This is a genomic window from Azohydromonas caseinilytica, assembly GCF_012927045.1.
Lineage (GTDB): Bacteria > Pseudomonadota > Gammaproteobacteria > Burkholderiales > Burkholderiaceae_C > Azohydromonas > Azohydromonas caseinilytica.
In genome coordinates, this window is the sequence record NZ_JABBFW010000004.1 from 288549 (window position 1) to 312715 (window position 24167).

General features: G+C 71.8%; 11 protein-coding genes. 8 read left to right on the forward strand and 3 right to left on the reverse strand.

Annotation, left to right across the window (positions count from 1 at the left end; translation table 11 throughout):
• The first annotated feature begins 59 nt into the window (after window positions 1-59).
• Complete coding sequence (locus HHL10_RS08400) at window positions 60-1676, forward strand: gamma-glutamyltransferase family protein (protein WP_169159895.1); 1617 nt, start codon at window positions 60-62, stop codon at window positions 1674-1676.
• Between the two features lie 98 nt (window positions 1677-1774).
• Here HHL10_RS08400 and HHL10_RS08405 read toward each other — a convergent pair whose 3' ends face one another.
• On the reverse strand, window positions 1775-1969 hold the full coding sequence (locus HHL10_RS08405; RefSeq protein WP_169159896.1) for a hypothetical protein: 195 nt from the start codon (window positions 1967-1969) through the stop codon (window positions 1775-1777).
• Here HHL10_RS08405 and HHL10_RS08410 point away from each other — a divergent pair.
• The 7 genes from HHL10_RS08410 to HHL10_RS08440 all read left to right on the forward strand — a co-directional run bounded on the left by HHL10_RS08410 (window position 1952) and on the right by HHL10_RS08440 (window position 19516).
• Window positions 1952-9298, forward strand: coding sequence for an SdrD B-like domain-containing protein (locus tag HHL10_RS08410; protein WP_169159897.1), 7347 nt, complete (start codon window positions 1952-1954; stop codon window positions 9296-9298). The two genes, HHL10_RS08405 and HHL10_RS08410, sit on opposite strands and share 18 nt — an antisense overlap.
• 18 nt (window positions 9299-9316) lie before the next feature.
• On the forward strand, window positions 9317-13600 hold the full coding sequence (locus HHL10_RS08415; protein ID WP_169159898.1) for an OmpA family protein: 4284 nt from the start codon (window positions 9317-9319) through the stop codon (window positions 13598-13600).
• Window positions 13601-13784: 184 nt separating this feature from the next.
• Window positions 13785-14006 (forward strand): hypothetical protein, encoded by a 222-nt coding sequence (locus HHL10_RS08420; protein WP_169159899.1) that lies wholly within the window; start codon window positions 13785-13787, stop codon window positions 14004-14006.
• 149 nt (window positions 14007-14155) lie between these two features.
• Window positions 14156-15067, forward strand: coding sequence for a DMT family transporter (locus HHL10_RS08425; protein WP_169159900.1), 912 nt, complete (start codon window positions 14156-14158; stop codon window positions 15065-15067).
• Window positions 15067-15849, forward strand: coding sequence for an SDR family oxidoreductase (locus HHL10_RS08430; protein WP_169159901.1), 783 nt, complete (start codon window positions 15067-15069; stop codon window positions 15847-15849). The genes HHL10_RS08425 and HHL10_RS08430 overlap by 1 nt, the downstream gene beginning before the upstream one ends.
• Window positions 15850-16344: 495 nt before the next feature.
• Window positions 16345-18174 carry a type I secretion system permease/ATPase gene (locus HHL10_RS08435; RefSeq protein WP_169159902.1) on the forward strand — a complete coding sequence of 610 codons (1830 nt, stop codon included), beginning with the start codon at window positions 16345-16347 and terminating at the stop codon, window positions 18172-18174.
• Between the two features lie 13 nt (window positions 18175-18187).
• The gene (locus HHL10_RS08440) at window positions 18188-19516 is read left to right on the forward strand and encodes an HlyD family type I secretion periplasmic adaptor subunit (RefSeq protein ID WP_169159903.1); all 1329 of its coding nucleotides are present in this window, start codon (window positions 18188-18190) and stop codon (window positions 19514-19516) included.
• Window positions 19517-19644: 128 nt separating this feature from the next.
• On the opposite strand, the gene HHL10_RS30970 is transcribed toward HHL10_RS08440, so the two are convergent.
• Complete coding sequence (locus HHL10_RS30970) at window positions 19645-21144, reverse strand: M10 family metallopeptidase (RefSeq protein ID WP_169159904.1); 1500 nt, start codon at window positions 21142-21144, stop codon at window positions 19645-19647.
• Between the two features lie 124 nt (window positions 21145-21268).
• Window positions 21269-24160, reverse strand: coding sequence for a calcium-binding protein (locus HHL10_RS08450; protein WP_169159905.1), 2892 nt, complete (start codon window positions 24158-24160; stop codon window positions 21269-21271).
• Window positions 24161-24167 lie beyond the last annotated feature (7 nt).

Sequence of the window (24167 nt, forward strand, 5' to 3'; positions counted from 1 at the left end):
GGACCATGGGCGCGCGCGTTGCCCGCCCGGGCTGCGCCCGCCACCAAGGAGCCGTGCCGATGTTCGATTACGCCAATCCCTATCCCACGCCGCGGTTGCCGCTGTTCGCGCGCAACGTGGTCGCCACCTCGCACCCGCTGGCCGCGCAGGCCGGGCTGCGCATGCTCGCCGCCGGGGGCAACGCCGTCGATGCGGCCGTGGCCGCCGCCGCGGCCATGACGGTGCTGGAGCCCTGCAGCAACGGGCTGGGCTCGGACGCCTTCTGCATCCTGTGGGACGGCACCGCGCTGCACGGCCTCAATGCCTCGGGGCGCGCGCCGGCGGCCTGGACGCCGGACTACTTCAGGCGCAGGTACGGCACCGATGCCGGCGCGCCGCCGCGGCGCGGCTGGGACAGCGTCACCGTGCCGGGCGCGGTGGCGGGCTGGGCGGCGCTGTCGCAGCGCTTCGGGCGGCTGCCTTTCGCGCGCGTGCTGGCGCCGGCCATCGACATCGCCGAGCGCGGCTACGCCGTGCCGGTGGTGGTGCAGCAGAAATGGGCCGCCGCCGCGGCGCTGCCCGAGCTGACGCAGCAGCCGGGCTTTGCCGCCACCTTCTTGCCGCAGGGCCGGGCGCCGCAGGTGGGCGAGCTGTTCGCCATGCCGGGCGCGGCGCGGGCGCTGCGCGCCATCGCCACCAGCGGCGCGCAGGCGCTGTACGGCGGCGAGATCGGGCAGGCGCTGGCGGCGGCGGCGCGCGAGGGCGGCGGCGCGCTCACCGTGGAGGACCTGGCCGGCTACGCGCCCGAGTGGGTGCAGCCCATCGGCCAGGATTACCGCGGCCACCGCCTGCACCAGATCCCGCCCAACGGCCAGGGCCTGGCGGCGCTGATGGCGCTGGGCATGGTGCAGCAGTTCGACCTGCGCGCCCTGGGCCCGGACAGCGCCGAGGCGCACCACCTGCAGATCGAGGCCATGAAGCTGGCCTTCGCCGACGTCTACCGCTTCGTGGCCGACCCCCACTGCATGGAATGCACGGTGGAGCAGCTGCTGGCCCCGGCCTACCTGGCCGAGCGTGCCCGACTCATCGACCCGGCGCGCGCGCAGGACTTCGGTGCCGGCAACCCGGTGCGCGGCGGCACCATCTACCTCACGGCCGCGGACGAGCAGGGGATGATGGTCAGCTTCATCCAGAGCAACTACCTGGGCTTCGGCTCCGGCGTGGTGCTGCCGGACTGGGGGTTCAGCCTGCAGAACCGCGGGCACGCCTTCAGCCTCGATCCGGCCAGCCCCAACGTGGTGGCGCCGGGCAAGCGGCCCTTCCACACCATCATCCCGGGCTTCCTCACCCGCAACGGGCAGCCGGTGATGAGCTTCGGCGTCATGGGCGCCAACATGCAGCCGCAGGGGCAGCTGCAGACCCTGGTGCGCATGCTGGAGCACGGCCAGAACCCGCAGGCGGCCTGCGACGCGCCGCGCTGGCGCTTCAACGCCGGGCTGTCGCTCAACGTCGAGGCCGCCATGCCGCCCGACACCGTGCAGGGACTGGTGGCGCGCGGCCACCGCATCGAGCTGATCCAGGACAGCTACCAGGACTTCGGCGCCGGGCAGTTCATCTGGCGCCTGGGCGACCCGGCCCGGGAGGGCTATGTCGCCGCCAGCGACCCGCGCCGTGACGGTGCGGCGGTGGGCTTTTGAGCGGTTCGCCTAATTCCTGAAGGTGCGGCTGTCAATGACGCACTGTGACGTAAATAAAAAAAATTGTAAAAACTTGATGGTTTGACCAAGGGCAACCCCTAAGTTTTTCCGGTTTCTGCCGACATCACGGCATCCGTGCGCTGCATGAGCTGAAAAGCCCAGCGCACCAAACCCTGCGCGGCGCCGCTCGGCGGCGTTGCGCGCAGACCTTCCCTGAATCCCTTCGAGGTTGCTTCGTCATGGGGCAGGGCCGGTCTTGGCCGTGAGAAGACAAGATGACGTTCGACCGCCATTTGTGCCGTCCTTTTGCGTCCCTGGGCGCGTGGCTGATGCGGCTGCTGGGGCTGCTGGTGCTGGGCTTGGCCTGTGCAGGTGCGGCACAGGCCCAACTGGCCGTGACGCGCTTTCAAGACAACCCGCACACGGTGCTGGTCAACGGCCGGGTCGCCTACACGATCCGCGTGGGCGATGACAGCGGTGCCGCGCACAACGGCGTCACGTTGAACTTCGACATCCAGGACGCGGCGCGCTACCTCGGCACGGACCCCTTGCCGGCCGGTGTGAGTTGCAGCGGCCTGACGCTGAACCAGCTCGGCACGGGCCGGCTGGTGTGCACCGGCATCAATGTCCAGCGCTCCTCGTACGTCGAGCTGGTGGTGAACCTGCAGGCCACGACGGAAGGCGTGCTGCGGACGGAGGCCCGGGTGGTGGGAACTTCGCAATCGCAGCGGCTGGCCACCACGGTGGTTGCCGGGGCGGACTTGCGCCTGACGGTCGGCACGCCCGCGACGGCACCGGCCGGCAGTTGGCATCCCGTCGTCTTCACCATCGTCAACCGGGGCACCGTGGCCTCGTCGCGTTCCACGCTGACCTACAACGTGCCCGACCGTTTCCGGCTCGACGAGGGCAGCCTTCCCTCGGGCTGTTCCTTGGTCGGCAGCACGTTGACCTGCGAGCGCGGTGAGCTCGCGGTGAATGCAACCATGGCCATCCGGGTCAGCGGCCAGATCGGCGCGGGCGGCGGCTCCACACTGGTCCACAGCGCCGACATCGCGGCCAAGGGCAGCGTGGGCGACACCGATACGACCAACAACAGTGCCACCGGCGCCACCGCCGTCCTGCCCGGCACCGAGCTCAAGCTCGTGAAGTCCCAATCGGTCGGCGGTCTGGTCGAGGCGAACAAGCCCTTCAACTACAGCTTTGCCACCAGTTACACGGGCAACTTCCCCGTCGGTGTCCGGCTCACCGACCCGCTGCCCTCGAACATGTGCATGGCCGGGGCCAGGACGTTCACCCACAACCGCTGGAACTGCACGGTGCCCAAGGTCTGCGGCGAGGAAGGTGCCGCGGGCGCGACGCTGAGCTGCAGCTACGGGGCCAGCAGCGGCAGTGCCGATTTCAACGTGGCGCTCGACGCATTGCGCGTGGCGGTGAAGGCGCTGTCCCCCGTCGCGTCGGTGACCAACACCGCCACGGTGTCCGCCCCGGGTGTGACGCCCGCAACCCATTCGGTGGTCGTGTCCGTGACCGGCACCGGCATGGACCTGGTTGCCAACAAGACCTCGTCCTGGAAGCAGGACGCCGTGCCGGTCGGCACTGTGTACAGGTACTCGCTCTCCGCCACCAACCGCGGGCCCAAGCGGTTCAACGACACCGACACGCTGACGCTCACTGACCGCGTACCGGCGAACTTCGTCGTCACGGGCATCGGCACAGGCGGCAAGTACGACTGCACCCGCACGCCTTCTGCGCCGCTCCCTCAGCAGGGTCCGTTCACGCTCACCTGTGTCAGCAAGAGCAGGGCGTTCGGCATCGACTTCGGCAAGAACAGCCCTGCCGTGGAGGTGTCCGGCTATGCCAGGGCCGCTTCCGCCGGGTTCACCAACGAGGTCTGCGTGAGCTCGAACCGCGCTGCGGAAGACGAGGTCGGCGAAAACAACTGTGCGACGGTGACGCACCGCGCCCACGACACGCAGGAACAGGCGGACGTGCGGGTGAAGAAGCGCGTGCGCGGACCCGGCGCGACGCCCGGCAACCGGCAGCTCGCGGGCCAACCCGTGGTCTGGGAGGTGGAGGTCGTCAACGACGGCCCCGCCCAGGCCCGCAGCGTGAAGGTGAGCGACATCATCAACGACGTCGTCTACGACCGCGGCTACTCGGTGGTGACGCTCCCGGGCAACGCCCGGATGAACGACTGCGCCCTGATCAAGTCGGGCACCAGCCTGATGCTGAGCAACTGCGTCATCGACGAGCTGCCCCGTTGCGCCGAGAGCACGCCAACCAGCGCGGGCACGTGCCCGCGCCTGCAGATCTCGGTGCTGCACACCTATACGCAAGGCGATCTCGACAGCGAGGGCAACTTCCAGCGCAAGAACTCCGTCAACGCCCAGGCCACGGCCGGTGCGGCCGACCCCAACTCGGGCAACAACGGTATTGCCGGCAACAACTCGTCGGGCGACGTCTACGCCTACCTCAGAGCCCGTACCGATCTGCAGGTGCGCAAAGTGGCCAACCCGGACCCGGTGCGCGTGGGCCAGCTGCTGCGCTATGTCATTACGGCGAGCAACGCCGACACCAGCCCGGGGCCGGCGTATGGCGTGACGGTCACCGACACGCTGCCGCTGAACGTGAAGTTCCTGTCGGCCACGATCACCCCGGTCGGCTCGGCGCCCAGCAATGGCAACTGCACCACCAAGCCGGCCGCCGGCGCGTTGGTGACCGAAGCCAATCGCAAGCTGGAGTGCTCGTGGCCGTCGATGGCGCCCAACACGCAGCAGACGGTGACGGTGGAGGTCCGCCCGCTGGCCTACTGGCTCAACAGGGGGCCGATGACGAACCGCGTGGAGGTCCACAACACCACGCCGCCCGAACTCGATCCTGTTGACAACACCGCCTTGGTGAGCACGGCCATCACGCCACCGCAGTACGACCTGGTTGTTGACCAGTTCGAGGACAAGGACCCCGTCGACTCCGGCGAGGACGTCATCTACACGCTCAGGGCCACGAACAACGGGCCTTCGATGGCCGAGAAGGTGGTGCTGACAACCAAGCTGCCGATCAAGGCGACGCTGCCGGTGAACAGCACCGCCCGGGCACTTACGTTCCAGGAACTCATCACGCCCCCGGGCGTGACCTGCACCACCCCTGGCGTCCTTATCAACTCGCCCGGCGGCACGGTCATCTGTGAGTTCCCGGAGCTCAATGGCACCGGTGCCGGCACGGTCCCCGGCGACACCAGCTCGATGTCGGTGCAGATCAGGCTTCGCGGCGTGGACAAGGCGCGCTTCGAGCTGGACAGCTCGGTGGGCTTCAAAGACACGGGCCTCAACCAGTACGACCCGCAAGGCAACAATCTCAAGAAGATCGACACCGGCGTGCGCCTGGCCGCCGATGTCGAGGTGGTGAGCAAGACCCCTGTGCTCAGCGGCACCAGCGATGCGCTGCCCTTCGTGACCGCGTCGCAGACCTTCGACTGGCTGGTGCAACTGCGCAACAACGGTCAGGACGCCGAGGACACGCGCTTCACCGACACGCTGCCTGCGGGCATGGTGCTCAACGGCACGCCGATGTTGACCGTCCGGACGGGCACCTTTGAGCCGGCCGCACCGAGCTGCACCGGCAGCCCGGGCGGTACCAGCGTGAGCTGCACCGTCACCACCATGCCGGCCGGCGGCACGGCCGAGGTGCGCATCCCTGTGCGCCTGACGGGCAGCCCGGCTGACGGCGCGCGCTTCGACAACACCGCCAGCCTGGTCACCCTGGGCTCGGGCGACACCAACGGCGGCACCGACCCCCGGGCGGGCAACAACTTCAAGACCGGCTCCGTGACGGTGAACGCGACGGCCGTGTCGGGCTACGTCTATCACGACCTCAACGGCAACGGCCTGAAGGACGCCAACGAGCCGGGCATCCCGGGCGTGACGGTCACGCTCAGCGGCACGCGTACCGACGGCCAGCCCTTCACAACCCTCACGACCACCAGCAACTCCTCGGGCCTGTGGAGCTTCTTGTCGGTGCCGCCGGGCACCTACACCGTGACCGAGACGCGGCCCAGCGGCTACGAGCCCGGCATCACCCGCGCCGGCAGCGGCGGCGGCAGCGTGCCGACCACCGGCACCGGCGTGGTCAGCGGCCCCAGGGGCTCCACGGCCGACGTCATCCGGAACATCGTGGTGACCGCCAGCAGCGGCTCGACCAACAACCTCTTCGGCGAGGTGAAGCTCTCTTCGCTGGCCGGCCAGGTGTACCTGGACGAGAACCGCGACGACCAGCGCAACGGTCTCGAAACCGGGCTGCCTGGCAACAAGGTCGTCCGGGTCGCTTTGAGCGGCACGGATTTCCTGGGCCGCACGGTCTCCAGGCAGGCCGACACGGCCGCCGGCACGGGCACGTTCCGCTTCGACGGCCTGCTGCCGGGCACCTACGCGCTGGCCGAAACGCAGCCCGCGGACTACGACGACGGCGCCGAAGCCATCGGCACGGAAGGCGGCACGCTCGCGGCTCCCGACACCATCACGGGCATCCGGCTGGGTTCCGAGAAGACGGCCACCGGCTACCTGTTCGGCGAGCGTCGGCGGACCACCGGCGGCACGGTGTCGGGCTACGTCTATCACGACCTCAATGGCAATGGCTCCAAGGACCCCGCGGAGCGCGGCATCCGCACCACGCTGACGCTGCGCAAAAGCACGGAAGTCGTGGCCACCGTCACCAGCGACCCGGACACGGGCTACTGGGAAGTCCCCAACCTCCAGCCAGCTACCTACTCGGTGGAAGAGGCACAACCCACCGGTTTCGAGCCCGGCATCACGGTGGCAGGCACGGTCAGCGGCACGGGCAGCACGCCCGGCACGGTGGCGTCGCGCACGGACAACACCATCCGCAACATCGTGCTGGCCGCCGGTGGCAGCTCGACCAACAACCTCTTCGGCGAGGTGAAGCTCTCTTCGCTGGCCGGCCAGGTGTACCTGGACGCAAACCGCGACGGCCAGCGCAACAGCAGCGAAACCGGGCTGCCTGACAGCAAGATCGTCCGGGTCGCTCTGAGCGGCACGGATTTCCTGGGCCGCACGGTCTCCAGGCAGGCTGGCACGGCCGCCGGCACCGGCACGTTCCGCTTCGACGGCCTGCTGCCGGGCACCTACGCGCTGACCGAAACGCAGCCCGAGGGCTACGACGACGGCGCCGAAACCATCGGCACGGAAGGCGGCACGCTCGCGGCTCCCGACACCATCGGGGACATCCGGCTGGGCTCTGACAAGCCGGCCACCGGCTACCTGTTCGGCGAGATCGCCCGCGCCACCCAGGCCGACGTCCAGGTCGTCAGCAAGACGGCCGTGGCGCGCGGCACCGCCACCGCCGTGGCCCGCGTGCGGCAGATGGAGGTGTTCGACTGGCTGGTGGAACTGCGCAATGGCGGCGGCCTGGCCGCGGCGCAGGTGCGCTTCAGCGACACGCTGCCCGCGGGCATGGAGCTCGCCGGCGCGCCGGTGCTCACCGTCACGGCGGGCAGCTTCGATCCGGCGACGCCGGGCTGCAGCGGCAGCGCGGGCGGCACCAGCGTGAGCTGCGCCATCACCACCATGCCGGCCGGCGGCACGGCCAGCGTGCGCATCCCGGTGCGCATCGCCGGCGCCCAGCCTTCGGGCACGGTGTTCACCAACACCGCCACGCTGGTGACCACGGCCACGCCGGACAGCAACGGCGGCGCCGACCCGACCCAGGGCAACAACTTCAACCGCGGCAGCGTCACGCTGCAGCGCTCGCAGGCCACGCTGAGCGGGCGCGTGTGGCGCGACGCCGACCACGACCGCCGCTACGGCAGCGGCGAGGCCACGGTGGGCGGCTGGACCGTGCAGGTGGTCGCCTGCGAGGACGGCAGCACCCGCTGCGCGGCCTCGGGCTTCCGCGTGGTCCGCACCACCACCACCGCGCAGGACGGCACCTACCGCCTGGACAACGTCGAGGCCGGCAAGTACCAGCTGCGCTTCGTCAACCCGGCCGGCCGCGTCGTGGGCGGCGTGTGGCCCACCGATCCCGACCTCAACCAGGGCGCCAACGCCCCGCGCTCGGGCATGCCCTGGATCGTGCTCGGCGACGACCTGCCGGAAGGCAAGAACGTCATCGTCAACCAGGACCTGCCGCTGGACCCGGGCGGCGTGGTGTACGACGGCACCACCGGCCGGGCCGTGGCGGGCGCCAGCGTGCGCTTCGCCGGACCGAGCGGCTTCGACCCCGCGCGGCACCTGCTCGGCGGGGTGGACACGGTGACGACGGACAGCTCCGGTGACTACCAGTTCTTCCTGCTGCCGGACGCGCCGGTGGGCGCCTACACGCTCAGCGTCACGCCGCCGGCGGGCTACCGCAACTCGACGGCGCTGCCGCCAGCGGAGTCGGCACTGGACATGGGCAGCTGCTCGGCCCCCGGCGTCACGCTGGCGGACCAGGACCGCACTGACCCCTGCCTGGTGTCGCCGCAGACGCGGCCGGCGCTGCCCATCACGGCGCCGTACTTCCTGCGCTTCAACTTCCCGGGCCTGAACAACGGCGCCCAGAACGTGGTGAACAACCACCTGCCGGTGGAGCCGGTGTCGGCGCCGGTGGGCCGGCTCATCGAGCTGCGCAAGAGCACGTCCAAGGTCACGGTCAAGAAGGCCGAGCCGGTGCCCTACACCATCACCGCGCGCTACACCGGCGCGAGCCCGCTCTTGGGCGTGGCGCTGGTGGACACGCTGCCGCCGGGCTTCAAGTACCTCGAAGGCTCGCTGACGGTGCAGACCCTGCCCAACGGGCCGGTGCTGCCGGTGCGCCCGGTTATCCAGGGCCGCCAGCTCACGCTGGAGAACCAGCGCTTCGCGGTCGGCGAAACCAAGAAGCTGCAGATGGTGCTGGCCGTGGGCGTAGGCGTCAGTGAAGGTGAGTACGTCAACAGCGTGGTGGCGCGGCGCGGAGGCGGCGACGTTTCCAACGTCGCCACCGCCGCCGTGCGCGTGGTGCCCGATGCGCTGCTGGACTGCACCGACGTGATCGGCAAGGTCTACGACGACCGCAACGCCAACGGCGTGCAGGACGAGGGCGAGCCCGGGCTGGCCAACGTGCGCATCGCCACCGTCAACGGGCTGCTGGTGCACACCGACGCGCAAGGGCGCTACCACATCGCCTGCGCCGCGGTGCCGCGCGAGGACACGGGCTCCAACCTGGTGCTCAAGGTCGATGAGCGCACGCTGCCCTCGGGCTACCGCGTCACGACCGAGAACCCGGCCTCCGAGCGCATCACCCGCGGCAAGGCGGTGAAGGTGAACTTCGGCGCGACGGTGCACCGCGTGGTGCGGCTGGCGCTGCAGTCGCGCGCCTTCGCCGACGCCGGCACGGCGCTGCGCCCCGAGCACGAGGCGCGGCTGGCGCAGGTGATCGAGGCGCTGGAGGCGCGGCCCTCCGTCCTGCGCGTGGCCTACGAGGCCACCGAGGGCGAGGACGCCGCGCTGGGCCAGGCCCGCGCCGAGGCCTTGCGCGAGACGCTGCTGGAGCGCTGGAAGGCGCACGGCCGGGCCAAGGGCCTGGCCCTGTTCAACCTGGATGTCGAGGTCGAGCACGTGCCGGCCTCCACCTCGCCGACTCGGCGCTGACCGGTGGAGGACCCCGCGATGAAGACCCGTATTGCCTTCCTTCCCGTTCCCGGCATGACGACCTCCTACCTGCGCCAAGCGGCGCTGCCCCTGGCCGTGGCCGGCGCGTGCCTGGCCATCGGCCTGGCCGCCCACGCGGCCGACGCCACCGAGCCATGCTCCGAGCAGGCCCGTGGCCGCTTCAGCGACCGCTGCGCCGCCGACCCGCGCGCCCGCGAGATCGACGGGGTGGACCACCTGCCTCAATCGAGCGAGCGCGAGCTGCCCCGGCTCACCGTGCTGCTGGGCGACGAGCGCGCGCCGCAGCTGCAGCGCAGCGAGCGCCAGCGCGCCGAAGCCGGCGCCGGCGTCGAGCGCAGCGACCGGCACGCGCCGCGCTTTGCCAGCGGCGAGGACCTGCTGCGCGAGGACGACCGCGCGCGGCTGGACGCCGTCGTGGCCCAGGTGCGCGGCCGTCCCGGCCTGCGCTTCGAGATCGTCGGCCACACCGACGTGCAGCGCATCTCGCCCCCGCTGCGCGCGCGCTTCCCCGACAACCAGGCGCTGGGCCTGGCGCGCGCGCGCCAGGTGGGCCGCTACCTGACGCAGCAGCTGGGCCTGCCCGAGAGCGCGGCGCTGGCCGCGTCCATGGGCCCCGACGAGCCCCTGGCCACGCCGGCCCGCGACCGCGCCAACTGGCCGGCCAACCGCCGCGTCGAGGTGCGCGTGTACTGGCAGGACCCCGCGCCCGTGAAAGTGGTGACCGAGGTGGTGGAACGGCGCGTGGACAGCACCGTGTGCGCCGCGCTCACGCCGCCCGACCCGGCCGACGTGCCGCTGCGCATCACCGTGGACGGCGCGCCGCTGGACAACGCCGGCATGAGCAGCGCCGACCACCAGCGCTGTACCGACGTGCGCCTGGAGCAGGATCGGCTGCGCCTGCAGTACGACAACCTCTCCGCGCCGCGCCGGCTCAACGCCACCGCCTGGCCCGCCACCGTGGTGCCCGGCGACACGGTGCACTTCGCCGGCTACAGCAACTACCGGCTGTACCTGGCCAAGGCGGAGCTGCGCGTGTTCCGCGCCGACGCCGCGCTGCAGCCGCAGCTGCTGGCCACCGTGCCGCTGGACGGCGAGCTGCGCGCGCAGTGGTCCGTGCCCGCCGATCTGCTCTCTGCCGGCGTGAAGGGGCCGTCCAAGCTGTTCTACCGGCTGCGCGTCTATGACCGCGCCGGGCGCTTCGACCAGACCGACGACATCCCGCTGAGCGTGGCCGAGCGCCATGCCGCGGCCGACAACGAGCCCGAGCTCACGCTGGAGCAGCGGCTGCTGGCCGCCTACGGCAGCTCGCGCCTGGCCGTGTCCAACATCCCCGTGCGCGGTGGCACCGTCACCGCCAGCGGCGAAGGCATCCGCAAGGACCAGCGCGTGCGCGCGCTGGGCTTCAGCGTGCCGGTGGACCTGGAGGGCAAGTTCGCGCTGCAGCAGCTCGTGCCGCGCCAGGTCAGCAGCGGCGAGATCGCCGTGATCGACGCCGACGGCCGCGAGCAGGTCTACCGCCGCGACTTCGAGCTGCCCAGGCAGGACTTCTTCCTGGTCGGCCAGGCCGACCTGACGCTGGGCCGCAACCACACCAGCGGCCCGGCGGCGCTGGTCACCGGCGAGAAGAACCGCTACCAGAACGACGTCTGGAGCGAGGGCCGCATCGCCTTCTACGGCAAAGGCCAGCTCGACGAGCGCTGGGCGCTCACCGCCAGCGTGGACACCGAGGAGCGCGCGCTCAAGGACCTGTTCAGGAACCTCGACCGTAAGGACCCGGGCTCGCTGTTCCGGCGCATCGACCCGGCGGACAGCTGGGGCACCTTCGGCGACGACTCCACCACCATCGAGGACGCGCCCACCCAGGGCCGCATGTACCTGCGCGTGGACGACGGCCGCTCGCACGCGATGTGGGGCAACTTCAAGCTCGCGCTGGGCCAGGACAACACGCTGGCGCAGGTCAACCGCGGGCTGTACGGCCTGCACGGCCGCTACGTGGGCGAGGAGTCCACCAGCTTCGGCGACGCCGCGCTGCGGCTGGACCTCTACGGCGCCGAGCCCGGCACGCTGTCGGCGCGCGAGGAGTTCCGCGGCACGGGCGGCTCGCTGTACTACCTGCGCCACCAGGACGTGACGCGCGGCGCCGAGAAGGCCTATGTCGAGATCCGCGACCGCGACTCGGGCCTGGTGCTGCAGCGCCGGCTGCTGGTGCCCGGCACCGACTACGAGGTGGACTACCTGCAGGGCCGGCTGCTGCTGAGCGCGCCGCTGTCCAGCACCGCCGACAACGGCGCGCTGCTGGCCAGCCTGGGCGGCTACCGTGGCCAGCCGACGTACCTGGTGGTGGACTACGAGTACACGCCGCTGGGCACCCTGGACACGCTGGCCGCCGGCGGCCGCGTGGCCTGGTGGGCCAGTGAGAACGTGCGCCTGGGCCTCACCGGTGCGCGCCAGCGCCAGACCGGCGGCGACCAGCGCCTGGCCGGCGTGGACCTGCTGCTGCGCAAGAGCGACGCCAGCTACCTGAAGCTGGAGGCCGCGCGCAGCGAGGGCCCGGGCACGACCACGCTGCAGTCGCTGGACGGCGGCTTCAACTTCGGCGGCGCGCTGCTCACCGACAGCGTCGCGGCCAACGCCTGGCGCGTGGAAGGGCAGGCCGACCTGGCCGAGCTCGACCTGGCCGCCGGCGGGCGCGTGGCGGCCTACGCGCAGCAGCGCGGCGCGGGCTTCTCCGCGCCGGGCCAGCTCGCCACCAACGAGACGCGCCAGGCCGGCGTCACGGCCACGCTGCCCGTGGGCGAGCGCACCGAGGTGCGCCTGAAGGTGGACCACAAGGACGAGGAGCGCGGCTACGACAGCGACGCCGCCGAGGTGCAGGCCAGCCGCCGGCTCGACGAGCGCTGGACGCTGAGCGCCGGCGTGCGCGCTGACCGCAAGGGCACCGACGCGCTGGTCACCTCGCCGCTGCTGCCCACCGTGGGCGTGGTCACGGGCGAGCGCACCGATGCCGTGGTGCAGCTCGACCACGACAGCGGCCAGGGCTGGAGCCTCTACGGCTTCGGCCAGAAGACGCTCAACCGCAGCGGCACCCGGCTGGACAACGACCGGCTGGGCCTGGGCGGGCGTTACCAGGTCAACGACAAGCTGGCCCTCAATGCCCAGGTCTCCGGCGGCGACGGCGGCGGCGCGGGCAAGGCCGGCATCGACTACCAGGTCGACGACCGCTCCAACGTCTACCTGACCTACGTGCGCGACACCGGCCGCACCGACGAGACGCTGGCCGCGCGCGGCGGCGTACTGGTGGGCGGCATCAAGTCGCGCGTGGCCGACGGACTGAGCGTCTACACCGAGCAGCGCCACAGCACCGGGGCGCAGGCCGGGCTGGTGCACGCCTACGGCCTGCAGTACGCGCCCGACGAGCGCTGGACCTTCGGCCTCAGCGCCGAGAAGGGCCGCATCGAGCCGGAGAACGCCGGCGAGATCAAGCGCGAGGCGCTGGGCTTCAGCGCGGGCTACGTGCGCGAGGGCCTGCGCTGGGCCGGCGGCCTGGAGACCCGCCGCGACGCCTCCAGCCTGGAGTCGCGCCGCAGCTGGCTGCTCAAGAACGCCGTGAGCCTCAAGCAGGGCGAGGACGGGCGCTGGCTGGGCAAGCTCAACTGGGCCGACAGCGACAGCAACACCGGCGCGCTGGCCGCGGCCAAGTACACCGAGGCGGTGCTGGGCTACGCCTGGCGCCCGGTGGCCAACGACCGGCTCAACATGCTGTTCAAGTACACCTACCTGTACGACCTGTCCTCGCCCGGGCAGCTCGCGCCGGGGGTGGCGGGCAGCGGCGCGTCGGGCGGCACCACCAGCATCGGCACGCTGCCGGTGGCCAGCGGCCTGGGCGTGGACTACCAGCAGCGCAGCCAGGTGCTGGCGGTGGACGCGACCTACGAGCTCGATGCCCGCTGGAGCATCGGCGGCAAGCTCGCGCGCCGCGTGGGCGAGCTGCGGCCCAGCCGCGACGACGCCGCAGCCTGGTTCAAGAGCACGGCGGACCTGGCCATCGTGCGCGTGGACTGGAAGGTCGTGCGGCAGTGGGACTGGATGGTGGAGCTGCGCACCCTGCGCGCGGCCGAGCTCGACGAGCGCAAGAGCGGCTTCCTCACGGCGCTCTACTACCACGTCAACGAGAACGTGAAGGTCGGTGCGGGCTACAACTTCACCGACTTCTCCGACAACCTCACCGACCTGAGCTACCGCAGCCGCGGCGTCTTCCTCAACGTGCTGGGCAAGTTCTGAGGCCCGGCGCCACGACGGCCGGCCGCCCGGGCGGGAGCGCCCCGGCCGATCGTGGCGGGACTGCGGCGGGTGCACGCCATGCGTCGCGCGCGGCCAACGGCAGGGAGGCGTTGCTGAAGCAATCGGTTACCCTCTGTGTCAATGGCTCAGGCGCTGAGCCGTGCCGGACCCTGTCGGAGCTCCCATGAGAACCATCATTGCCCTGGCAGCCGCCGTGCTGCTGGCCGCGGGTGCGCACGCCGCCCCCGGCCATCACACCGTCAAGGCGGACGCTTTCTCCGCCCGGCCCAAGGCCACGGCGCCGACTCGCGGCGCGTCGGCTTCCCCGGCCGGCAAGAAGCACCGGGCACTGCGGCGCGGCGCGCACAAGCCCGCGGCGCGCAAGGCCGCGCACCGGAGCATCTGAAGCCCCGGCCGCGCCGGCCGGAAGGCGGCGCAGCCGGTCCGGCCGGGCAGGGCGCCCCGAGCGCCTGGCCCATGGCCGCGACTGAACCCAGTCCCCGTCTCCCAACGCCTGCCGTGACCATCCTGCGGCCGCCCCCCGCCCTTCGGCCGATGCCGTCTTCCCCCGCCAGCACCGGGACGCAGCGGGCCTGGCCCGGCCTGCTGCTGGCCGCCACCGGCGCGGCGGCCCTCTCGGGCAAGGCCATCATCGTCAAGCTGTCCTACCGCTACGGCATCGATGCGGTGACGGTGATCATGCTGCGCATGCTGTTCGCGCTGCCGCTGTTCCTGTTCCTGGCCTGGTGGGCCGGGCGCGGGCAGCGCCCGCTCACGCGCCGCGACTGGCTGGCCGTGGGGCTGCTGGGCTTCAGCGGCTACTACCTGTCGAGCTTCCTGGACTTCATGGGGCTGCAGTACGTCAGCGCCGGGCTGGAGCGGCTGGTGCTCTACCTCAACCCCACGCTGGTGCTGCTGCTGAGCTGGCTGCTGTTCGGCCGCCGGGCCACCTGGCGCCAGTTCGTCGCGATGGCGGTGAGCTACGCCGGCGTGGTGCTGGCCTTCGGCCAGGAGGTGCAGCTGGCGGGCCCGCAGGTGCTCAAGGGCACGCTGCTGGTGCTGGGCAGCGCGGTGAGCTACGCGCTGTACCTGGTGTACGCGGGCGAGGAGGTGCGGCGCCTGGGCGCCATGCGCCTGACCGGGCTGGCCACCAGCGTGGCCTGCCTGCTGTGCGTGGCACAGTTCCTGGTGCTGCGCCCGCTGGACGTGGTGATGGCGCTGCCGCCGGAGGTGGTGGGCCTGTCGCTGATCAACGCCACGGTGTGCACCTTCGCGCCGGTGCTGATGCTGATGCTGGCCATCGAGCGCGTGGGCCCCACCATGACGGCGCAAGCGGGGATGATCGGCCCCCTGACCACCATCGCCATGGGCGTGCTGGTGCTGGGCGAGCCGTTCTCCATCGGCCTGGTGGCGGGAACGGCGCTGGTGCTGGCCGGCGTGGCGTTGCTCAACCGCTGGAGGAAGTGATGGATCTGGGAATTCAAGGGCGCTGGGCGCTGGTGTGCGCCGCCAGCAAGGGCCTGGGCAAAGGCTGCGCGCAGGCGCTCGCGCAGGAGGGCGTCAATGTCGTGATCACCGCGCGCGGCGCCGAGGCGCTGGAGCGCACGGCCGCCGAGCTGCGCGCCCTGGCGCCGGGCGCGGAGGTGCGCACGGTGGCGGGCGACATCACCACGGCCGAGGGCCGCGCGGCGGCGCTGGCGGCCTGCCCGCAGGTGGACATCCTGGTCAACAACGCCGGCGGGCCGCCGCCGGGCGACTTCCGCGACTGGGACCGCGAGGCCTGGATTCGCGCCCTGGACGCCAACATGCTGACGCCCATCGAGCTGATGAAGGCGGTGGTGGACCCGATGATGGCGCGCGGCTGGGGCCGCGTCGTCAACATCACCTCCGCGGCGGTGAAGGCGCCCATCGACATCCTGGGGCTCTCCAACGGCGCGCGCAGCGGGCTCACCGGCTTCGTGGCCGGGCTGGCGCGCAAGACGGTGGCGCGCGGCGTGACCATCAACAACCTGCTGCCCGGCCCCTTCGACACCGACCGGCTGAAGCAGACGATGCAGGGCGCCGCGGCGCAGAGCGGGCGCTCCATCGAGGACATCGCCCAGGCCCGGCGCGCCCAGAACCCGGCCGGGCGCTTCGGCACGGCCGAGGAGTTCGGCGCCGCCTGCGCCTTCCTGTGCAGCGCGCAGGCCGGTTACATCACCGGACAGAACCTGCTCATCGACGGCGGGGCCTATCCGGGCACCTTCTGAGCCGCGTCAAGCGCCGCCTGCATCCTTCGTCAGGTAATCGGCCGCCCAGCCGATATCACGGTGTCCCGGGCGCCGGGCCGGGCGTGAACTTTGGCGCCGATTCGGCGGCACCCTGGGCTGGCCGCGGAATCGCCGCGGTTACCCAGGTTTACACTCGCCGCGCTTCGGCGGTCCGGTCCTGACGCTGATCATTCCTGGCCCGGCTGGCGGCGCGTGGCTGGTCCAGGGAAGTACGCCATTGCGAATTCCGATCCACCCGTTCAAAACCGTGGGCGCCCACGGCAGCCACCCGGCCCGCTTGGCGGACCGGGGGCCCGGGCGCGCCGCTGTTCCGGCCCTCATGTGCCCGTTGATCCATCAACCGAACTGCCACAGCCGGCCCGCGGTGGCCGCAGGCCGGCGTGCCGGCCGGCTTCACCGCTCACACGCATGTCGCGCCGCCGCGCCTGCCGCGGCGTGCTTCGCAGTCGCAGGACCTGACCTGAGCCCCACTCCATGACCCGTCCCGTTTCCCCCCCGGCGCCTTCGGCCGCTCCAGCCTCGACCGGCGAGATCGCGCAGGTGCTGCGCGGCCTGCGCCACAGCATGCTGGCCACCGGCTCCTTCAGCTTCCTGCTGAGCCTGCTGCTGCTGGTGCCCTCGCTGTACATGATGCAGGTCTACGACCGCGTGCTGGGCAGCCGCAACGAGATGACGCTGCTCATGCTCACGCTGCTGGCCGCGGGGCTCTACGGCATCTATGCCGCGCTGGAGTACTCGCGCTCGGCGGTGCTGCAGCAGGTCAGCCACGCCATCGACCACAAGCTGTCCTCGCGCGTGTTCGAGGCCGCCTTCAGCGACGTGGCGCGCTCGCGCGGCGGCAACCCCAGCGCGGCCATGAACGACCTCACCACGCTGCGCCAGTTCATCTCGGGCACCGGGCTGATCCTGCTGTTCGACGGCCCCTTCGCGCTGGTGTTCATGGTGGCGGGCTTCATGATCGACTTCTGGCTGGGCATGTTCCTGATCGGCGCCTGCATCGTGCTGCTGGTGCTGCTGTGGTGGAGCGAGCGCCGCACGCACGGCCCGCTGCAGGAGGCCAACCGCCTCAACGCCCGCGCCAACAGCTACATGAACAACAGCTTCCGCAACGCGGAAGTGATCCAGGCCATGGGCATGCTGCCGGCGGTGCAGCGGCGCTGGCAGCTCATGGGCGAGCAGGCGCTGGACCTGCAGGCCGAGACCAGCGCGGCGGCGGCGCGCATCGGCGCGGTGACGAAGTTCGTGCGCATCCTGTCGCAGTCGCTGAGCCTGGGCCTGGGCGCGCTGCTGGTGCTGGAAGGGCGCATGTCCGGCGGCATGATGATCGCCGCCTCCATCCTGCTGGGCCGCGCGCTGTCGCCGCTGGAGATGCTGATCTCGGGCTGGCGCCAGATCGTGGCCGCGCGCGACGCGCACACCCGGCTGGAGCAGCTGCTGGCCGTGGTGCCGCCGGCCGAGCCGCGCATGCCGCTGCCCGCGCCCAAGGGCAAGCTCTCGGTGGAGCAGGCCTCGGTGGCCGCGCCGGGCTCGCAGACGGCGCTGCTGCGCCAGCTCAGCTTCAGTGCCGAGCCGGGCGAGGTGCTCACCATCATCGGCCCCAGCGGCGCGGGCAAGTCCACCGCGGCGCGGCTGCTGGCCGGGGTGTGGGCGCCGCAGGTGGGCAAGGTGCGCCTGGACGGCGCCGACCTGGCCACCTGGCCGCGCGAGGAGCTGGCGCCGCACATCGGCTTCCTGCCACAGGACGTGGAGCTGTTCGAGGGCACGGTGGCGGAGAACATCGCGCGCCTGGCCGAGCCCGACAGCATCGAGGTGGTGGCCGCGGCCCAGGCCGCGGGCATCCACGATATGGTGCTGCGCCTGCCCCAGGGCTACGACACGCCGGTGGGCCCGGGCGGCGCGGCGCTCTCGGGCGGCCAGCGCCAGCGCGTGGGCCTGGCGCGCGCGCTCTACGGGCGCCCGCAGCTGCTGATCCTGGACGAGCCCAACGCCAACCTCGACGACCTCGGCGAGGCCGCGCTGGCGCAGGCGCTGCAGGCCTGCAAGGCGCGCGGCGCCACGGTGGTGGTGATCTCGCACCGCACCGCGCTGCTGCGCCTCACCGACAAGCTGCTGCTGCTGCGCGACGGCCAGCTCGCCGCCTTCGGCCCGCGCGACAAGGTGATGCAAAGCCTCAATGCCCAGGCCGCGCCAGCCGCCCCGGCGGCACAGGCCGCCCCGGGCGCCGTGGCGGTGGCCGCAGCCGCACCGACTGCAGCACCGGGCGCATCCGGCCCCGCCCCGACCCGCCAGGGCTCCCCCGTTTGAGAGCTGAGATCCCATGCTGAACCGTTTCATCGACGCGCTCTCGCGCAATCCCCGTACGCGCCGTGACGGCGACGCCTGGCCGGCGATCCGCCTGGGCCTGGGCGTGGGCGTGCTGGGCTTCGGCGGCTTCCTGGCCTGGGCGGCGTGGGCGCCGCTGGACCAGGCCGTGCCCGGCATGGGCATGGTCGCGGTGGCCGACCAGCGCAAGGCCGTGCAGCACGTCAGCGGCGGGCGCATCGAGTCACTGCTCGTGGCCGAGGGCGACAGCGTGCAGGCCGGCCAGCTGCTGCTCAAGCTCGACCCGCGCCAGCTGCAAGCCGAGCTCGATGCCGCGCAGGCGCAATTGGCGCTGGCCAATGCCGCGCTGGCGCGCGTGGAAGCAGCCTCCGCGGGCCGCGACAGCCTGCCCGCGTCCACCACGGCGCCCGCGGACCCGCGCTTCCAGGCCATCGGGCTGGCGCAGCAGTCGCTGCTGCGCGCGCAACTGGGCGCGCGCCAGGCCGAGGTGCAGCAGCTGCAGGCCACGCGGGCCCAGCTCGAAGCCCAGCTCGAAGGCCACCGCCGCCTGGCCGTGGGCTACCGCGAGCAGCTGGCCATCATGGAGCGCCAGCACGAGGCGCTGGTGGAGCTGGTGGCCGAGGGCAACTATCCCAAGCTGCGGCTGCTGGACCTGGAGCGCACGCTGGCCGAGCTGCGCACCAACATCGCGCAGAGCGAGTCCGAGGCCAAGCGCACGGCGCGCGCCATCGAGGAGGCCAGCGCCAGCCTGAATCGCCGCCAGCGCGAGCAGGTGCGCGACCTGGAAACCGAGCGCGCCACGCTCGTGCACGACGCCGCCGCGCTGCAGGCGCGCGTGGCCACGCTCACCACCGGGCTGCAGCAGACCGAGCTGCGCGCGCCGGTGGCCGGGCAGGTGGTGGGGCTGGCGGTGCACACCATCGGCGGCGTGGTCGCCCCGGGCGAGAAGCTCATGGAGATCGTGCCGCAGGACAACGCGCTGCTGGTCGAGGCCAAGCTGCCGGTGAACATGGCCAACAAGCTCAAGCCCGGCCAGCCGGCGCAGCTGCACTTTTCCTCCAGCGACCGCGTGCGGCTGCCCGACCTCGAAGGCCAGGTGCTCACGGTCTCGGCCGACAAGCTGGAGGACCAGCGCTCGGGCACGCCCTACCTGCTCACGCGCATCACCATCCCCGAGTCCGAGCGCGCCAAGCTGCCGACCCACAACTCGCCGCTGCGCGCCGGCATGCCGGTGGACGTGCTGGTGCGCGTGGGCGAGCGCAGCTTCCTGGACTACGTGATGGAGCCCGTCACCGCGCGCTGGCACCAGTCGATGACGGAGTGAGCCGCAACGGTCCTGCAAGTTGGACTGTCAACTCGGAAATGACAGTGGCCTCGATCAGAAGCCACGTGTGAGTTGCTTGTGAACCGCAACTGGACAATGCGGCGCAGCCCGGCCCCGCCACACCGCGTTCACGCCAGCCACAAATCTCCCAGCTTCAAGCTGCTCACCCCGGTGAGCTGCAGCGCGAATTCCGCGTCGCGGTCCCCATCGACGTTGGCGTAGAGCACGCCGCTGGTGAAGCGCAGCTGGCCCGGCGCGGTGAAGGCGGCGTTGGCGGCGAGCAGGGCGCTGAAGTGCTGGACGCCGGCGAGCAGGGCATTGGCGTCGAGGTCGCGCAGGTCGATGTGGTCGAGCTGCGCGGCGCTGAAGTCGGTGATGAGATCCCAGGTCGCAGCCGAGATGCCGCTATCCCCCAGGGCGTTGAAGTCGAACACGTCGCTGCCCGCGCCGCCGCCGAGCGCGTCGCGCCCGGCGCCACCCACGAGCAGGTCGTTGCCCAGGCCGCCCAGCAGCGTGTCGCTGCCCGCGCCGCCGTCCAGGCTGTCGTTGCCGCTGCCGCCGTCGAGCGTGTCGTTGCCGAAGCCGCCCAGCAGCGTGTCGTTGCCGGCGTTGGCGCGCACCACGTCGTTGCCGCCGCCACCGTCGAGCCGGTTGGCGACGTCGTTGCCGGTGATGTCGTCGCTGCCGCCGCCGCCCTGGGCGTTCTCGATGACGGCCCCGTAGGCGATCCAGACGTTCTTCACGCCGCGCACCAGCACGCCGGCCTCGCTCTCGATGTTGACGGCCACGCCCAGGCGGCTGGCCTGGCCCTCGCGCAGGTCGATCAGGCCGCCGCCGGCGCTGTCGTAGCGCAGCGTGTCGGTGCCGCCGCCGTCCCAGATCGTCCGGTGGTAGGTGCTGGTGCCGGAGAAGGCGTAGGTGGTGTTGGTGGCGTTGAACTGGCGGTTGACGCCGTACAGGGTCTGGATGGCGGCGATGTCCAGCAGCATCGGCGTCGTGGGCTCGAAGGAGAACCAGGTCTCGGCATGGCCGGGCTGCGCCGAGTAGCTCATCAGCGTGAGCGAGCGCGTGTCCTGGGCGGGGTTGAGGATGGTGCCGTTGCGGCTGCCGGCCTCGAAGGGATGCTTGAGCCCCAGGGCGTGGCCGATCTCGTGCAGCACCGTCTCGTACTCGTAGCTGCCCGGCGTCCACTCGACCTCGTGGGAAGTGCCGTCGGTGTTGAACCAGACGTCGCCGGCATGGGCGGCGTTGTCGGGCAGGTAGGCCCAGGCCTGGGCATCGCCGAGGCTGGCGTAGGCCAAGCGCAGGTCGCCCACGCTGGTGGCGGTGTCAGCCGTCTCGGCGAAGCGCAGCCCCGACACGTTCGCCCAGGTCGCCAGCGCGGTGCGCACGGCGGCGCGGTCGCCGCTGGTGAGCAGGTCGTAGCCCGGCGACCAGGGCTCCTGGGACGTGTCGGTGCGCGGGCCGTAGCCCGTGCGCGGATCGGTGGACCAGACGGCCGACAGCCCGGGAAAGCTGTAGCTGATCGTCGTCGAGGCCCAGCGCAGCCCGTCGATGAGGCTGTTGACGTCGCTGCGGCTGCTGAACGGGGACAGGCTGGTGGCGGACCAGCTCCACGGGGTGGGCATCGTTGCGTCCTCCTGTTGCGGGATGGACGACTTTTGTAGGCCGGCCCGGGTGCGCCGCCCCATCCTTCAAACGGCTGGAGACGCCGGTGCGCCCGAGGCCGGCACGGGCCCCGGGCGCGGCGCCTCAGGCGATGAGGTCGGTCGCCAGGCTCAGCGCGGTCACGCCGGTGAGCCGCAGCGCGAACTCCGCGTCGGCATCGGCGTCGGTGTTGCCGTACAGCACCGAGCCCACCACCTTGAGCTGCCCGGCCGCGGTGAAGGCCGCCGTGGAAGCCAGCATCACGGTGAAGGCATCGTTGACGCCGGCCGTGGCGGTGTTGGCGTCCAGCGCCGAGAGGTCGATGCGGTCCACGCCGCGCGCGAAGTCGTTGACGAGGTCGCAGGCGGCGGCGGTGATGCCGTTGAAGTCGCCCAGCGTGGCGAAGACGAAGCGGTCCGCGCCCTCGCCGCCGGTGAGCACGTCCAGGCCCGCGCCGCCGGTGAGGATGTCGTTGCCCGCGCCACCGGCAAGGGTGTCGTTGCCGGCGTTGCCGTTGAGCGCGTTGGCGCCCGCGTTGCCGGTGAGCGCGTCGCCCAGGGCCGAGCCCTCCAGGTTCTCGATGTTGAACAGCGTGTCGGTGTCGCCCCACAGGTCGCGCGCCGTGCCGGTGGCCAGGCTGGCCACCACGCCCAGGCCGGTCTGCGGCTTGGCGTTGCTGGGCTCGTAGGCGCCTTCGAGGTAGCTGGCGGTGTCGATGCCGGCACCGCCGTCGAGGCGGTCGGCCCCGCTGCCGCCGTAGATCAGGTCGCCGCCGCTGCCGCCGGTGACGGTGTCGTTGCCGGCGCGGGCGAACACGTAGCTGCCGTAGGGGCTGGCGCCCAGCGTGATGGTGTCGGCCCAGCCGCTGCCGTGCACGGCCTCGATGCCGGTGAGCTTGTCGGCGCCGATGGTGGCGCCACTGGCCGCGCCGGTGGCGAGGTTGACGCTGACGGCCGCGCCGGCGTCCTCGTACATCACCACGTCGGTGCCGGCGCCGCCGTCCACGGTGTCGTTGCCGCCGCCCAGGCGGAACCAGTTGTTGGCGGCGCTGCCGGTGAGGGTGTCGGCGAAGGCGGTGTCCTCCACGTGCTCGATGTTGAGCAGCCGGTCCGCGCCCGCGCCGCCCAGGGCGCTGCCGGTGGCGAGGTTGACGCTCACGGCCGCCGCGGTGCCGCGGTAGGAGACGTTGTCGCCGAAGGCGCCGTTGGCGCCGCCGTCGATGGTGTCGTTGCCCAGGCCGCCGGTGAAGTAGTCGTCGCCTTCGCCGCCGGCGAGCGAATCGTCGCCGGTGCCGCCCTCGAAGCGGTCGTCGCCCAGGCCGCCGATGAGCGTGTCGTTGCCGAAGTCGCCACGCAGCAGGTCGTTGCCGGCGCCGCCGTCGAGCCAGTCGTTGTCGGTGTAGGTGGTGGACAGGTTGAACGAGCCGGGCTCGTTGCCGGTGTAGCCGCTGAGCCGGTCGGCGCCGTCGCCGCCCACGATCGTGTCGTTGCCGTAGTAACCGCGCAGCTCCTGGAAGCCCGCGCCGCCCACGAGCGAGTCGTTGCCCGCGCCGCCTTGCACGCCGTACACGCCGCTGAATCGCACGGTGCCCAGGCCGCCGTCGGTGAGGCCGTAGGCGGCCGTGCCGCTGCCGTTGGCGCTGAAGGTGGCGATCACCGAGGGCTGCGCGCCGCCGAGCTCCTCGACGCCCATGCTGGAGAAGTTCAGCCGCGTGGCGCCGTTGCCGATGACCCGGTCGTTGCCGCCCACGGCGCGGTATTCGTTGAAGGCCGTGGAGGCCAGCGTCTCGCCGGGCATGGCGCTGACGATGCAATCGCCGCTGTTGGCCGAGCGCAGCGCGGCGTTGGCCAGCGTGAAGCCGGTGGCGTCGTACAGGTCATCCAGGTAGGTGCCGACGACGGACTCGATGCCACGCAGCGTGTCGGTGCCCACCACGATGGCATCGCCGGTGACGATGCCCTGCGCCAACTGCACCCGGATGCCCTCGGTCATCGGCGTGCCGGTGTTGTACTCGACGCGGTCCAGGCCGCTGCGGCCGTCGATGAAATCGTCGCCGCCCTGGCCGCGGAAGCGCTCGGCGCCCCGGTCGCCCGAGAGCGTGCCGCCGGTGCCGAAGCCCTGGGTGTTGACCTGGCCGCCGCCGACCAGCGTGTCGTCGTAGTTGCCGCCGCGCAGGCCGCTGACGCCGGACACCACCGGTGCCAGGCCCGGCGACGTGGCGTTGATCGGGCCGCCGTAGCTCAGGACGATGTCCACCCCGGCCGCGCCGAAGGCCTGCCCGGCCAGGCTCAGCGACAGCGCGCCGGCGACGCCCGAGTAGTTGAGCACCGTCTCGCCGTTGCCGACGATGGTGTCGTTGCCGCCCAGCGGCGTGAACACGCACAGGTTCTCGCCGCTGGAGCTGCGGTTGGCGCTGCTGCCGCCGAAGCCCACGGCGGTGTAGGTGTCGGCGTGGTTGGAGCCGACGATGTGCTCGACCTCGCGCAGCGTGTCGGTGCCCACCGAGGCGTTGCCGCTGACGATGCCCTCGGCCAGCCGCACCGTGACGCCGGCGGTCGCGTCCGAGTACTCGGCCACGTCGCTGCCGCCGCGGCCGTCGAGGGTGTCGTTGCCCATCCCGCCGCGGAAGTTCTCGTTGTCCCAGCCGTTGCGGCCGCGGATCACGTCGTTGCCGGCGCTGCCGAGCAGGGCGTCCACGCCGATCAGGGTGTCGGTGCCCAGCAGCGCGCCGGCGGCGCTGTACTTCCGGACGGTGCCGAGCTGGAGGTCGGCCTCGATGCGGCCGATGGCGGCGGTGCCGTAGCTGACGGTGTCGTAGTCGTCGTAGCCGTAGCGCCAGTAGCTGGCGGAGAAGGCGTAGCCGGCGTTGATCAGGTCGCTGCCGGCGCTGGCGATGACGAAGTCGCTGCCGCTGCCGGTGCTGATGACATCGTTGCCGATCGTGACGCGGGTGCCGTCGATGTTGTCGCCCCACGCGGTGCCCAGAATCTTGGCCATGGAAATC

Coding starts and splice junctions, on each gene's coding strand:
- HHL10_RS08400 (WP_169159895.1), top strand. CDS start 60: ATGTTCGATTACGCCAATCCCTATCCCACGCCGCGGTTGCCGCTGTTC.
- HHL10_RS08410 (WP_169159897.1), top strand. CDS start 1,952: ATGACGTTCGACCGCCATTTGTGCCGTCCTTTTGCGTCCCTGGGCGCG.
- HHL10_RS08405 (WP_169159896.1), bottom strand. CDS start 1,969: ATGGCGGTCGAACGTCATCTTGTCTTCTCACGGCCAAGACCGGCCCTG.
- HHL10_RS08415 (WP_169159898.1), top strand. CDS start 9,317: ATGAAGACCCGTATTGCCTTCCTTCCCGTTCCCGGCATGACGACCTCC.
- HHL10_RS08420 (WP_169159899.1), top strand. CDS start 13,785: ATGAGAACCATCATTGCCCTGGCAGCCGCCGTGCTGCTGGCCGCGGGT.
- HHL10_RS08425 (WP_169159900.1), top strand. CDS start 14,156: ATGCCGTCTTCCCCCGCCAGCACCGGGACGCAGCGGGCCTGGCCCGGC.
- HHL10_RS08430 (WP_169159901.1), top strand. CDS start 15,067: ATGGATCTGGGAATTCAAGGGCGCTGGGCGCTGGTGTGCGCCGCCAGC.
- HHL10_RS08435 (WP_169159902.1), top strand. CDS start 16,345: ATGACCCGTCCCGTTTCCCCCCCGGCGCCTTCGGCCGCTCCAGCCTCG.
- HHL10_RS08440 (WP_169159903.1), top strand. CDS start 18,188: ATGCTGAACCGTTTCATCGACGCGCTCTCGCGCAATCCCCGTACGCGC.
- HHL10_RS30970 (WP_169159904.1), bottom strand. CDS start 21,144: ATGCCCACCCCGTGGAGCTGGTCCGCCACCAGCCTGTCCCCGTTCAGC.
- HHL10_RS08450 (WP_169159905.1), bottom strand. CDS start 24,160: ATGGCCAAGATTCTGGGCACCGCGTGGGGCGACAACATCGACGGCACC.